The organism is Bradyrhizobium sp. LM2.9 (genome assembly GCF_054056555.1).
Genome location: NZ_JBSRYJ010000002.1, coordinates 4288255 through 4301119 on the forward strand (window position 1 = coordinate 4288255; position 12865 = coordinate 4301119).

Here is a 12865-nt window from a genome sequence, read left to right on the forward strand (position 1 = left end):
GCTGGCCCGGGCGGGCCCCAGCAAGCATGGTAGATCGGCAACGATCTGCCTATGCAGCTTCGGAAGCGGAATGTGCTCGGTCGCGACTATTAGTTTCCTGGCGCCCCCTCTGGGCGACTGGCGCTATGCTCCAAGTGTTGCGCCGAGACATCAGCCGCCAACAGTTTGCTGTTTTTTGCCGATTTTGCATAGCTTACGACCGAACCGCAGATAGCATAGGAGAACAAGGTACCGGGGAGCGGGCAGATGCGGCGTGATGGTTCGATCAGGGACTTCGGGCTCGGCGCGGGTACGATCTGTGCGATGCTGATCCTCACCACCCAAGTGTCTCGCGGCGACGAAAGCGGCATTTCGTTCTGGCTACCCGGCCAGATCAGCAGTCTGCCGGCGGTCCCGCAGAGCGCGCCGGGCTGGTCGATGGGGACCGTCTATTATCACACGAGTGTTGCAGCTTCCGGTTCAGTCGCTGCGGCAAGAGAGATTCAGATCGGGAGGCTCGCGCCGAACGTCAATGTCAGCCTCAACGCGAGCCTGCATGCGCAAGCCGATCTTTTGCTATTAAACCCGACCTACACCTTCGGCACACCCGTCCTTGGTGGCCAATTGGCAATGGGAGTAACGGGCATATTCGGCCGGTCGGCTGCGACCATTGATGGAACGCTGACAACCAGCGTCGGAGGATTTGCGGCAACGCGAATGGGGAGCATCGGTGACTCGATTACGTCCGTCGGCGATCTCTACCCGATGATCACGCTGAAATGGAACTCGGGCGTTAACAATTATATGACGTACATAACCGGCGATATTCCGGTCGGCGCTTACGATCCAAGTCGCATCGCGAACATCGGGATCGGTCACGGCGCCATCGATGCTGGCGGCGGCTACACGTACTTGAACCCGGCTACGGGTGTGACGCTTTCAGGCGTTGCGGGATTCACTTACAATTTCAAGAATCCCGACACGCAGGTTCAAAGCGGAATCGATTTCCATTTCGACTGGAGCACAGCGCAATTTCTTTCGAAACAGGCTTTCGTGGGCCTGGTCGGCTACGCTTATCAGCAAGTCTCAGATGATACCGGCGGACATCCACTGCTTGGCGGCTTCAGATCTCGCGTTCTTGGTATGGGGCCCCAGTTCGGATACATTTTCCCCGTCGGCGACATGCAGGGATATCTGAACATAAAGGCATACGGAGAATTTGATGCGGCGAACCGGCCGTCTGGTTGGAATACGTGGCTGACGTTTGCAATTTCCCCAACGGCGGCAACGGACGCGAAGCCGACTCGGCATCTCGTGACGAAGTAGTGATCGGGACTTCGTGACGGCTTCGCTTCTGCACGCGTCCCTCAACTCGCGATCAGGCAGTTAGGTGAGTTCTGCTGTTGAGCTTTGACGAAACGTTTGCCAGCCCGTTGATCGCTTTAAGGCTCAACACGTGATTGCCTCGCTCGTTTGTATCTTGCGCAAGCCTCGCAAGGTGGCTTCGCTGCCGACGTGCGTCAACTCCGCAGGTTTCGATCGAGAACAACTTCTTCCCAACGGATCGAATTGAACCGAGGCTTTGATGCACAGTCGGCTGAAGGCAACCGCGGGAACTCAGCGCGCATCGAAGGAAAAGATCACTTTCCAATCTTTCTTCATGTCGATCACAGTCCACCGGTTTGCAGCAGCCGCGTCCAACGCCACGTCGAGCCGTCCAAAATGTGACTGTCGATCATAGGCGTACTCGCGCGCTGCGTCAGTGTGATGAACTATAGCCCCAAGACGCAAGCCATCGCCGCCGATGGTGGTCCATTGAAGCATTTGCAGATCGCCGTCTGAGTTTCCGAATGCAGCAATGGGACGACGGCCAACAAACTCGTAGATTCCAACGGGCTTGCCCGCCTTGTCGTCGATGAAGTTCACCTCCGGCAAACGGAATAGCGTAGGAATGCCATCGCGCATTTCAAATTTGGTCTTGATAGATGACCCTACCACTTGTTCCGGAGGAACCCCGTACACTTTGTCCGTCCATGGACGCATAAACTCGACGCCGCCGCCGGACACTATATAGGTCTTGAAGCCGTTCGCCCGAAGATAGGAAATCAACTCAAGCATCGGCTGATAGACCAGTTCAGTGTAAGGCCGCCGGAATCGCGGATCGCGCGCCGTGGCGAGCCAGTCCACCACAATCTTGGAGAATTCGTCAGTCGTCATGCCGGCGTGGGTCAGCAGGATTAGATCCAGCAGGCTGCGCTCGCTGAAGCCGGTCAGAGCTTGCATATCCCCTGCAAGTACCGACTGGAAAGGCTCTGTATACTGCCATTCCGGATGCAAGGGCGCCAGAGCCCTTACCCGATCGAGCGCGAATGCCAGTTGAACATACATCGGCTGCTCAACCCAAAGCGTGCCATCGTTGTCGAAGGTCGCAACACGTGCGGCGGCCGGCACGAATTCCGAGCCGCCTAGTGTAGTGACTCGACGCACAAAATCCACGATAGCCTGTTTCGTCGGCGTGTCGTTCCATGATGGGAGGGGATCGCTTTGGGCAAACGTGGGCACCAGGCAGATCAGGTTCAGCAACAGACCCAATGTGGCGCCGGCAATCGCGCTCAAAAATTTGCGCCTCATAGCTCACACTCCAAGTGCCGACAAATTATCGGGACTCCCGACTTGGTGGAGTTTGAATGAGCCGGATGTTCACCGTCTATGCAATTTCGGCAGACCTTCTGCATAAGCACGCCTGAGCGACCAGCGACGGAGCGGCCTCTCGACAATGCACGAACAGTGGCGAACGTCGCGCAACGAGGCGGGTTAGCGTCACCTCGGATCGGGCCGGAACCTGTCGCCAAGAACTTGTGTCGGTCACGCGATGAAACGTGACGTTCGTCGGCGAGCCGGGCTTTATCTGAAACTCACGATACGAGCTGTGAAGGACGATCTATATTTCTCGATCGGAAGTCCTCACGACGCCGTAGGGTGGCGAGCGGCGGTTCGCCAAACAAGTTGCGATAGGCAACTGAAAAGCGGCCCAGCTCCCAGAAGCCATGCGTGGTGGCGATCTGGGTGACCGTTGCACAGTCGGGTGCTGCTTGTCCCAAGGCGCGGTGAACAAGATGCATCCTCCGCAAAGTGAGGTAGCGAATCGGGCCCATACCCAGATGCTCCTCGCAGACAACTCGCAGCGTTCGTTCCGCGACCCCGATCGCGGAGCATATTTCATCCAGGTACAACAAGGAGTATTTGGGTTCGCATCTATAAAGTCTTCGAAGCGCGCGACGATAGTCCCGTGTCGCAGCCCGCCATCTTTCGATGCCGAGACGTTGCAGTCAGCCACACATCGCAGCAGAGCGTAGACCAATTGGTGCTCGATTGCGCGGATTACCTCCGGAACCTCCAGAAGCTCGGGGGCGGTTTTGGCAAAGGCTCCGGCGATCGCATGCAGGTCCAGAAATCGTTTCATCAGGTCCGGGGCAGGCCTCAGGAAACGCGTGCGCTGCTGTGGATCGAACTCGAAACCCATCATCGAACTGCACGCTTCAGCAAGCTCCTTCACTGCAAGCGACACTCCGCCGAGCCGATATTTTCCAGTCGTCACCACATGCTGCATGTCATGATCGTGCGCGCACAGATCACCCAGGGAGAATAACCGGCCTCGATTGTACACCTCTGGCTGATCTTCAGTGAGGAAAGTAAATACCTTGCGAGTTGCCGTGACCCTGCCTCTGTGTATACGGCGGCAAAGTTTCCTCGAGTCGCTGCATCCACAGCCGATCCAATGTCACTTGCGTTAGCTGGGCGCTGAATTCGCCCTTCGCCGTCGGGAATATCTCTATATCGGCCGAACGGATGCTCGCTGCGTACTGAGCCGGGTCAGCGAAATTCAGGACTTTAGTCCGATTCACTTTGAGCTCCACCAAATACGCCGGTACACGCTCAGCGAGCAACACTCTTTGTTCTAATTCAGCATGTCAGGAAAATCTATGCAGTATCGGCAAAAATCATTTTCCATCGATATGCTGAAATCGCATAGGCCGCCCGAAGCGAAGATGACAACTTCTCAAAGCGGGCACAAAAAGTTTTCCGGAACCGCCCGGTCTGAATTGATTTGAGATCATATCAAATGCGACCGGCGAAGAGGCCAGATGCGCGAAGAGCGATTGACCGCGGCCGAGTGCGAGGAAATCGAGGCGGCGATGCGCGACGATGCTGCATTCCTGCCACCGGGATCAATTGCACGAGAGAAACTGTTACAGCTGGCGGAAGCCTACCGGGTTCTCGCCGGTCTCAAAAGAATAGTACGTCGTCAAGTGAATTGATAGTTTCCCATGCACCTACCGCATCGCACCATTAGAACGGTTGCCGCAGCGCAGGACTTCTCCTGCTGTTGCGCGTCAGGGAATGCGAATGGCGACCTGGTCGTTCGTCTGTGGACTCTTCTCCCGAAGCAACAGCGGCGATGGGCTTGGTCATAGGCACTCGAGCTGGTTCGATGACCTGAGTTTTTCCGGAATTGCATAGCCGGCCTGAGCGCTGAATTTTATGCTGACCAGCCAGCGACTCCCACGAACCCACCTGGAGAACACTTGTGCAAACGTCAATCTTGCATCGCCCGGGCCGCGAGAGCCGATCGTTTCATCTCCCGACAGGCTTTCCACGGTTAGAGGAATGCTCATGATCACTGCTCGCTTGCTCCCCATCATTCTCGTCCTTGTACATGCGCTGCCGTCAGTTGCTATCGCCAAAGAGGCGCACGACCGCACCGTGTCAGTTCGCGATACTCGGCCCGCTCCGCGCCTGAGAACGAGCACCGTCGCTCGACAGGATTTGTTTGATCGCCGTAACCCAAATAACGCTCGTGCAGACTGGCCCAGTCCGCCTGCTCAACCCGGACAGTTCTGAGGGTAGCAGATCTCATCTGGCTGACGCCGGTACGCCAAGGGGTGATGCCAAGTTCTGGTCCAGTCTTCTTTGATTGGCCGCTAGGGCCGAGGCCCATCGGCCGAAAGTGCATAGCAAACGGCCCTTGTTTGTTGTGATCTCGAGCGCAGAACCCGATCGCTTCATCATTTCTCAGAGAGTTCCAGATGCGCAAAATAGTTCTTTTCGCGACAACGATCCTTTTAGCTACGAGCTCGCATTCTCGGGCCCAAACAGACCTCACCGCCTACGCCGATGCCAACGGATATATCGACGTCCAAACATTGACCTGCGCCGCGCTCGCGGGCACCTGGCAGGGGGAGACGCCGATCGGCTCACGACTTGGTATAGCGGCTGGTACAACGGCCTCGCCAAGAAGCATTACCTCAATATAGCGAGATCGAAAGAGCTCGAGCATGAGGTGATCGTCTACTGCAAAGCAAATCCTCAAATACGCATCATTGAGGCCATTGACGTCATGCTCAAGCAAGAGAGGCTCTCGGCCGGTTTCAAATGATATTGCTCTTGACCGCAACTTTTTAGATCGCTGAGGTGGAGCACGCGGTCTTTGCGAAACGGCCTTCATCCCGGTTTCGGCATCAGGATTGGTCGGCAGAGAAAATAGATCTCGATCGCCGGAATTGCATAGTCAAACCTATAATGCTCTTCCATGGTTGCCCGGAGAGCGCGACGCCTTCCGCAAATTCTGGAAGCAATAACGTCGACGAAAGAGGGGGCGATATGACGAGCAAGACGAAGGCTGCCGCGCTTGCGGGATTTTTGGGCGTTTCAATCGCGTTCGCAGGCATCGCCGGCGCGTTTGGGCAGGCTGCTCCGACATCATCCTCGATAAAAACGATTGGCACCCCTGCCGCGGCTGTCAAACCGGAAATCGTCCCGTCTTTGTTCGTGATGAACTCCCGCGGAGCGACACTGCAGGGAGATAACCTCGTTCTGACTGGCGTCACGCCGAGCTCGATCATCTTCGCAGATCGCCCAATACGAGCTGCCGGTCACCAGGCCACTGCCGACGTGATCGCAGAATGGGGCTCAGGAGAGGACAGCTTCGCCAAGAACCCACCCAATGCGACAGTGTCCGTTTTAGCGAAGGACGGCTCAGTGAAGGATGCGGTGGTGGTGCTGAAGAACCCGAAGCTCGAGGGTGACAAGCTGACTTTCACCGTGCAGACCCTGGAAGGTGATCTCGCCGGCGCCGATGGAGCGGCAGCGGTCTTCATCGATATTATCGGGCGGCCGCTGACGCCGCTATCGTTTGCCGGAGTTGCTCGCCGTTCCGCATTCCGCGGCGCAATGTATGCGGGCGCCGTAGGGGCCGCCGCATATGGAGCGGCCGCTTATGCCGCGCCCTACTATCGTCCCTATCCGCCACCTCCGGCATGCGGCTACTATCCCTACCCGCCTTGCTACTGAAGACCGCAGCTCCGCAACAGACAATTCGTTGCCTTCGACGCTCGGCGCCCTTTGCCGGATGCGCTTGACGCGGCATCCGAGTGGCCCCCCGAATGCTCCTCCAAAATTCCGTCCGAAAACTTGGCGGCAAACTTGGCGGCTTCGACTCATAAGGACCAGCTCATGTGGCGTTTGGCACGTATCGCTCTCCTCGCCACCACGACCGGCGCTGTTAGCGCATCGGCATCTGCTGCCGACCTCCCGGGCCGAGTGGAGTCCCTCGCGCCGGTCGCCTATGCGCCTGCGTTTTCATGGACCGGCCTCTACGTTGGTGGCGAGCTGGGGTGGATACAAACAAACCCCCAATACACGACCGGCGCGCTACCGCTCGGGGCTCCGTTCCTGCTCACATCCGGATCGCGTAGGGATGGCCTGACATATGGAATGCTCACTGGCTATAATTACCAGGTGGGTCAGTTGGTGTTGGGCGTCGAAGGTGATTTTCAGGGATGGACGGTCGGCGCTATACGCTACACCGCAATAACCGGCGATTTCCTTACGGCGCATAGCAAATGGGGCGGCTCGATACGCGGGCGGCTCGGCTACGCTGCCGATCGCGCCCTGCTCTATGTGACGGGTGGAGCGGCGTTCGCATCCATCGAAACCTCGATTCCCTTTACCGGTATTTCAGTCGGTGGCGACGGCACGCGCGTGGGCTGGACGGTCGGGGCCGGGCTGGCCTACGCCGTCACAAACAACTGGTTCACAGGGCTCGAATATCGCTACTCACAGTATCAATCCAGATCCTTGGTGTATCCAATACCGGTTCTTAATCTTGGCATCATCGGGTTCAAGCAAGAGCTGAGCAACAACCAGGTCACGGCTCGCCTGGGCTATAAGTTCTGAATCGTTTTCGACCCTGGCTAAGCCCACATCGAGTAATTGCAGCAACGCGGGATTTCGTCATGCTCAAACATCTAGGCACGCTGTTGTTCGTGGGGCTCGCCACGCTGTTCGTATCACCTGCGGTTGCCCAACAGCCGCCTCCCGGAGTTAGCGTCGGTACCCTGACGTGCAAAATGGCGCCTTCCATCGGCTTGCTCTTTGGATCCCGCCAGCGGATGGCATGCCGCTTCGCACCCAACGGCCCCTATCCGCCAGAAGCATATCTTGGCGTGATGGGCACTATTGGTATCGATATCGGGATCACGGCAGGCGGGGCGATGGCATGGGGCGTCTTTGCACCAACGGCAGGTCCACGACGCGGATCGCTATCCGGCACCTATGTGGGTGCGAGTGGCGCCGTCGGCGTTGGCGTCGGCGTCGGCGCCAATCTGCTGTTCGGTGGAACGGGACGTTCGATCGCCTTGCAGCCGCTCTCCCTCGAGGGCTCGGTCGGGATCAATTTGTCGCTTGGAGTTTCAAGCCTCACGCTTTCCTTGGCGCAATGAATTACAGCCAAAGAGCATCCCTCAGCGTTCATCACGAGCCTGCAGCCAGTTCAACGACCGCGCGGTTCGGAAGCCAGTCATCAGAGGACGTATCGATGAGAATGACAGTCAGATCAATTATCATCCTTGGGGCTTTCCCGTGGCTCGCCATTTCGTCGATTGGCACTGCTTCCGCGCAGGCAGACGTCGGAAAGGCGCTTTTGGAAAAGCTGACCGCCAGGGTGGCAAAGCTTGAGAGCGCCTGCGCAAGCGATATCAAGAAATACTGCAAAACGGTGACGCCTGGTGAAGGGCGCATGATTTATTGCATGCAAGCCCATGAAGACAAGATTAGCCCCAAATGCGCGTTTGAACTCGGGGAAGCCACGACAAGTGTACAAACGACGGCAGACGTCCTGAAAGACACTGTGATTGCATGCAAGGCCGAGATAAGCGGACCGTGCGGAAAAATATTGCCCGGCCAAGGTCGAATGGCTGCTTGTCTGCTGTCGAATAAATCGACAGCGTCTGCAGGTTGCGTCGAAGCCATTCAGAAGATCGAGTCCATGGCCGCTCAATAGCACTGCAAGCGCGTAGCATCTGTCAGGGATGGCTGTCTCTCCTCCCGTGTATTACGCGGCATGGTCGATCGGGCTTGAAAGGCGACACTGCCTCGCGGAGAAGCGGCCATGAACAAGGGACGGGAGCCACTCTTGTTCTCCTGAATACAAGATCCTTCGCTGACGCCAACACATCAATTCAATTCGCCCGGAAGCCGTTTTTTTGAAGTTCGCCAGGGCTTGATAACTGCCTTCGCGGCGAGACTTGCACGCTTGCAGCACCGGACGATTTTGACGCGGCGTGCAAAGTTATCGCAGGTGATGAATCTTCGGGATTGGAGTTAAAGTACTTAGTCCGTCCAAGCCCGGCGCTTATGTCACGATTGCAACAACAGCATGAATTGATTGGCAAGATGGCCGTCGCGGACACCGCTCGTCCGGCAATCCCACGTTTCCGGTCATCGAGTCTGAGCGGGTAGAATTCCCGGCCGGGCAAATTGATGGGCTGCGACTGAGATCGTTAGGGGAAATTCCCGCCCCTCAGTTCCGCCACAAGCCTTGAGGATGAATTCCGAGCGAGGAGACTGGCAACAGCATCACATCGGGCAACGTGAATAGCTCAAAGTTAAGTCCGGCATTCCCGGGAAAATTCTTACGATAGTGTTGTCGTCGACGACTTTCGCGCTGAATTGAACATTCGATGCCATGATGTCATTCGCACATCTGGCGATGATATGAAGAACATTGCCATCTTCTTTCCGCCTGCTGACGGTACAGGTCTGCATTTGACCGCGAATCTTGTCTCCCTCCAGGATGAACCCACCGCCGTACTGGTCCGAATCCTGCCGAAAGGAAATCGCACCGTCCTTCTTCATGAAAACTTGGCCGCAAGACGAGGGAGAAGTGGCCCACGAGCCGGTGATTTCGAGCGCGTTCGCCGGAATGGCGAGGGCAGACCAAGCAACAGCAAGCGTCGCAACGAGGAGGCATGCTCTGCGCTTCATATGATTCTCCACGTTGCTAAGTGTCCCCCAAATCCGGCGGCGGATCACCATTCAGGAGAGACTACGGGAGATCGCTGGTTTCCGGCTACGCAATTTCGGCAGGAAGAGAGAGTTCGGTCGACCGGGCAATTATCGCGGCGGTTTCCGCGCGCTAGCCGTAGAGACCTTGAATTCGGGCCATCGAGAGTATGGAAGGCGAAGCGGGACGGCCGATTTCGCATAGTCGTCACGGTGCGCAGTTCCTAAGATCGAGGCTGTTTGCGTAGGCCAAGCTGGGGCGGCATGGTCGCCAGGTGGCATCAGAGCGTTGTCGGAGTTCGGACGTTGGACAAGCTACGGAGGCGCTGGGGGATGTCGTTCGGGAGAGGGCAATGGTGGCTTGCCGTTTTTGGTGTCGGTGCACTCGGCTATCTGCTGGTGGCGTACGTCTTGGCTCCTTCCTTCTGGAAGCACCATGAACACGAACCCGGGCTGGCCGATTTACCCGAGGTAACTCGCACAGCAGACGGCATTCCCGGCGATGCACTGAATGTCGGGTTGGTCGGCGACGCCCAAGATATTGCCCGCGCGATGCATGCCGCGGAATGGTTTCCCGCAGACCCTATCACTCTGCGCACAAGCATTGAGATCGTGGGTAGCGTCATTCTCGACCGGCCATACCGCGACGCGCCGGTCAGCCCACTGTTCTACGATGGAAAACGAGAGCAGCTCGCTTTCGAGAAACCGGTGGGAAGCAGCGCGGACCGTCGTCATCACGTTCGACTGTGGAAAGTTCTCGAGAAAGGGACCAGCGGGCGACCGGTCTGGCTTGGCGCGATCACCTTTGATCGGGGAGTTGGAGTGAGCCGCGACACCGGTCAAATCACCCATCACATCGGGCCGGATATTGACGCTGAGCGAGACCTTCTGATGCACGACTTGCGAGCCGCCGACATGGTTGAGGCGTTTTTTAAGGTTTCCGGAGTTGGACCGACACTATTTGCGCGGAATGGCGAGGGAGATCCTTATTACACCGACGGGGAAATCGACGTGGCGCGCCTTGTCGTCGACGGTCACAAGAGCACGCAACCACCAGGAGCCTTGCCAGCGCCGGCTTTGATAGCCCTAAAGGACAGGGTCTGGCATGCTGTGAGTGCCAGCGTCGCCAAATAAAAGCGGACGCCCCGTCCTGTGCTCGATGTCGATGCTCTCGGGCCTTGCAGATAAAGAAGAGCCTCAAGACCGTCATGCGCGAACACAAAGCTCACCGCTCCGTCGCGAATTGCTTGCGGAATCTCGGCAGGACCAACGTCTCGAGCTCTGGCTCCTGGCACCCGCTGACCAAGCCTGGATGGTGAAGAAAGCTTCGTCGTTTCACATAAATCCTGGGTTCCGAGGCAGGTACTGGGCCCAACTGCCGAAATCGCGTGAGGACATCAGCAACATCGGAAACTTGATCCGCATGCCGTGCTCGAACGCCGTCGTCAGGGCAGCTTCGCTCGCACCCGGAAGAAATGCCGATACTTGCGGTGCGCCACTCTCGACGGCCAGGCGCAGCGCCGTCCTGAAGGCGGTGGCTGCGGCGCCGGACTGCAGGACCGCGACCGGTCCGATATGGCCGCCGGCATCGACGTAAACGTAGCCGGCCCAATCATCTCCGTCGTACAGGCTGAAGCCTCGCATCCGGCTGTCGTTGATAAGATAGCGATGGTGCTTCTGGCGAGATACTCCAAGCACCCGCTCGTCCGCCTGCACGAGGCGAGCTAGGGTCGAGGCGTCTTGGTCGAGCGGAGCGCATTTGAACTGCGGCCCATTCAGGCGATCGATCAAACGCTCTCGGGGCGCGCTGACGCTGTAGATCGGAAACCGTGGAAACAGTCCGTGACGGATGTAGAGCCCCTGCGACACGGCATTGAAGGCAAAAGTGATCAGAACCCTGTTGGAAGCGCCGGACTTCTTGGCGTGATCCAGCGTCCGTTCGATCAGCTCGTTGCCGATACTCCCACCCTGGCGGTCAGGCGATACGAAAAGCTGCGCCAGAAACCAGATATCGCCGCAGACCCAGCTCCAAGCAAAGCCGAGGATCCGGCCCTCGTCTTCCGCGACCCAGAGACCGTCGGGATCGTCCCTCAGGGAGAACAACTGAAAATTCGGCGGACTCGCTGCGGCCATGGACCCAAATCCATGGCGGGCCGTGAGATCGTTGATGCTGGCGACGACAAGCGCATCGGCGAGCTCCAGGTCCTCCGCGCGGGCGGGTCGGCAAACCATTGTCATCGAACGACTCCACGATCACGCGAACTCCCGAAAGGTCTGAATACCTATGCCGCCGGGTCAGTCTCCACAGCGTTAGGGACGCAGAAAGCCTCACCCGAGGGCTTTCCGCCACGCAAGACCGGACCGCCGGAGGCCAGTGGGCGGACGCCGCCTCAAGCGACCTCGCCGGCAGAAGGCACAGAGGCATCCGGCCCCTGGAGTCGGAGCGCTCAGCTCAGAACCATTCGCCCGGGGTGTATTTGTCGACGATCAGAACAGAGAGGGACAGCAGCAGGCCCAGGCCACTAAACAGCGCCACCGAAAGCGCGGTATCGATGTCGGCGATGGATTTCGCGGACGCGCGGGGCAGCAGCCATGCAATCGCAGCGTTCATGTCACTCTCCGTTGAAGACGGCCAAGACCCGACGCCCACCACAACAGCAGGCGTTCGTTTCAGGATGACTTCGTGGGATTAACGAAACGGCTTCTCGATGCTGCGAAAACGCCTTTCGATCCGTTCCCCGACCACCGCTGCGAAAAGATGGTTGCGCGGTGTCGGCAAGCTTGTCAGCGCTCGATCGTACCGGTTCGCAGTATCTTCTTTTGCAGGAGCATAACTCCGTACAGCAGCGCCTCGGCGGTAGGTGGACAGCCCGGGACATAGATGTCGACCGGGACGATCCGATCGCAACCGCGCACCACCGAATACGAGTAGTGGTAATAGCCGCCGCCATTGGCGCACGATCCCATCGAGATCACATAGCGCGGCTCCGGCATCTGATCGTACACCTTGCGCAATGCTGGCGCCATTTTGTTGCACAATGTGCCGGCAACAATCATCACGTCGGACTGGCGCGGCGAGGCACGCGGGGCAAAGCCGAAGCGTTCGGCGTCGTAGCGTGGCATCGCCATCTGCATCATTTCGATCGCGCAGCAGGCGAGACCGAAGGTCATCCACATCAGCGAGCCGCTACGTGCCCAGGTAATCAGATTGTCTGCGGACGTGACCAGAAACCCCCGGTCCGACAGTTCGTGGTTCACTTCACGAAAGAAATGATCGTCCGCGCCTTGCGTGCCGGCATAGCGATGGACGGTCCCGACCGGCGCGGTCGTCGTGGCTGAATGCCCGCTCTGCATTATGAGTTGACTCTTGCCCATGCAAATCTCCTGCTGGCCCAGCACTGGCGACGCACCGCCTGGTTCAATGAGCAAATCGCTCGAAGCCGAGAAGCAGGGCCAACACTGCAGCTCCCGCCAAGCCTGCGATAAAGATCGCGCGGCGCAGGGGAGTGCGGAGTATGATCTCGCCGCCCCTGGCCTTCTCGGC

The 12865-nt window shown here is 58.1% G+C and carries 15 protein-coding genes; 9 read left to right on the plus strand and 6 right to left on the minus strand.

The features are described 5' to 3' along the window. Positions 1–303: 303 nt before the first annotated feature. Positions 304–1305: a SphA family protein gene (locus tag ACVWW3_RS22340; protein WP_247444805.1), complete on the plus strand. Its 1002-nt coding sequence runs from the start codon at positions 304–306 to the stop codon at positions 1303–1305. A 291-nt stretch (positions 1306–1596) separates the two neighbouring features. Here the strand turns inward: ACVWW3_RS22340 and ACVWW3_RS22345 are convergent, their stop codons facing one another. Next, the gene (locus ACVWW3_RS22345) at positions 1597–2610 is read right to left on the minus strand and encodes an HAD family hydrolase (protein ID WP_247352214.1); all 1014 of its coding nucleotides are present in this window, start codon (positions 2608–2610) and stop codon (positions 1597–1599) included. Between the two features lie 284 nt (positions 2611–2894). Continuing rightward, on the minus strand, positions 2895–3215 hold the full coding sequence (locus ACVWW3_RS22350) for a helix-turn-helix domain-containing protein (RefSeq protein WP_456672120.1): 321 nt from the start codon (positions 3213–3215) through the stop codon (positions 2895–2897). Positions 3216–3268: 53 nt separating this feature from the next. Between ACVWW3_RS22350 and ACVWW3_RS22355 the strand changes: the two genes are divergently transcribed. From ACVWW3_RS22355 to ACVWW3_RS22385, 7 genes are all read left to right on the plus strand, one after another. Then, complete coding sequence (locus ACVWW3_RS22355; protein WP_456672121.1) at positions 3269–3628, plus strand: hypothetical protein; 360 nt, start codon at positions 3269–3271, stop codon at positions 3626–3628. A 496-nt stretch (positions 3629–4124) separates the two neighbouring features. Next, positions 4125–4298, plus strand: coding sequence for a hypothetical protein (locus tag ACVWW3_RS22360; protein ID WP_247352216.1), 174 nt, complete (start codon positions 4125–4127; stop codon positions 4296–4298). A gap of 707 nt (positions 4299–5005) precedes the next feature. Further along, positions 5006–5416 (plus strand): hypothetical protein, encoded by a 411-nt coding sequence (locus ACVWW3_RS22365; protein ID WP_456672122.1) that lies wholly within the window; start codon positions 5006–5008, stop codon positions 5414–5416. Positions 5417–5640: 224 nt separating this feature from the next. After that, positions 5641–6330, plus strand: coding sequence for a hypothetical protein (locus tag ACVWW3_RS22370; protein ID WP_456664605.1), 690 nt, complete (start codon positions 5641–5643; stop codon positions 6328–6330). Positions 6331–6492: 162 nt separating this feature from the next. Next, positions 6493–7215 carry an outer membrane protein gene (locus ACVWW3_RS22375; RefSeq protein WP_456648640.1) on the plus strand — a complete coding sequence of 241 codons (723 nt, stop codon included), beginning with the start codon at positions 6493–6495 and terminating at the stop codon, positions 7213–7215. A gap of 59 nt (positions 7216–7274) precedes the next feature. Continuing rightward, a complete protein-coding gene (locus ACVWW3_RS22380; protein WP_456648639.1) occupies positions 7275–7760 on the plus strand; it encodes a DUF992 domain-containing protein in 486 nt (161 codons plus the stop codon). A 95-nt stretch (positions 7761–7855) separates the two neighbouring features. After that, positions 7856–8320, plus strand: coding sequence for a cysteine rich repeat-containing protein (locus tag ACVWW3_RS22385; RefSeq protein WP_247352222.1), 465 nt, complete (start codon positions 7856–7858; stop codon positions 8318–8320). A 575-nt stretch (positions 8321–8895) separates the two neighbouring features. Here ACVWW3_RS22385 and ACVWW3_RS22390 read toward each other — a convergent pair. Further along, positions 8896–9303: a hypothetical protein gene (locus ACVWW3_RS22390; RefSeq protein ID WP_456648638.1), complete on the minus strand. Its 408-nt coding sequence runs from the start codon at positions 9301–9303 to the stop codon at positions 8896–8898. Positions 9304–9654: 351 nt separating this feature from the next. Here ACVWW3_RS22390 and ACVWW3_RS22395 point away from each other — a divergent pair, with 351 nt between their 5' ends. After that, positions 9655–10455 (plus strand): LssY C-terminal domain-containing protein, encoded by an 801-nt coding sequence (locus ACVWW3_RS22395; RefSeq protein ID WP_354105653.1) that lies wholly within the window; start codon positions 9655–9657, stop codon positions 10453–10455. Between the two features lie 201 nt (positions 10456–10656). Here ACVWW3_RS22395 and ACVWW3_RS22400 read toward each other — a convergent pair whose 3' ends face one another. From ACVWW3_RS22400 to ACVWW3_RS22410, 3 genes are all read right to left on the minus strand, one after another. After that, entirely contained in the window at positions 10657–11559 is a 903-nt protein-coding gene (locus ACVWW3_RS22400) for a GNAT family N-acetyltransferase (protein ID WP_456648637.1), read from the minus strand. A 214-nt stretch (positions 11560–11773) separates the two neighbouring features. After that, complete coding sequence (locus ACVWW3_RS22405; protein WP_247444725.1) at positions 11774–11932, minus strand: hypothetical protein; 159 nt, start codon at positions 11930–11932, stop codon at positions 11774–11776. Positions 11933–12105: 173 nt separating this feature from the next. Beyond that, positions 12106–12675: a NuoB/complex I 20 kDa subunit family protein gene (locus tag ACVWW3_RS22410; protein WP_456649770.1), complete on the minus strand. Its 570-nt coding sequence runs from the start codon at positions 12673–12675 to the stop codon at positions 12106–12108. Positions 12676–12865: the final 190 nt, after the last annotated feature.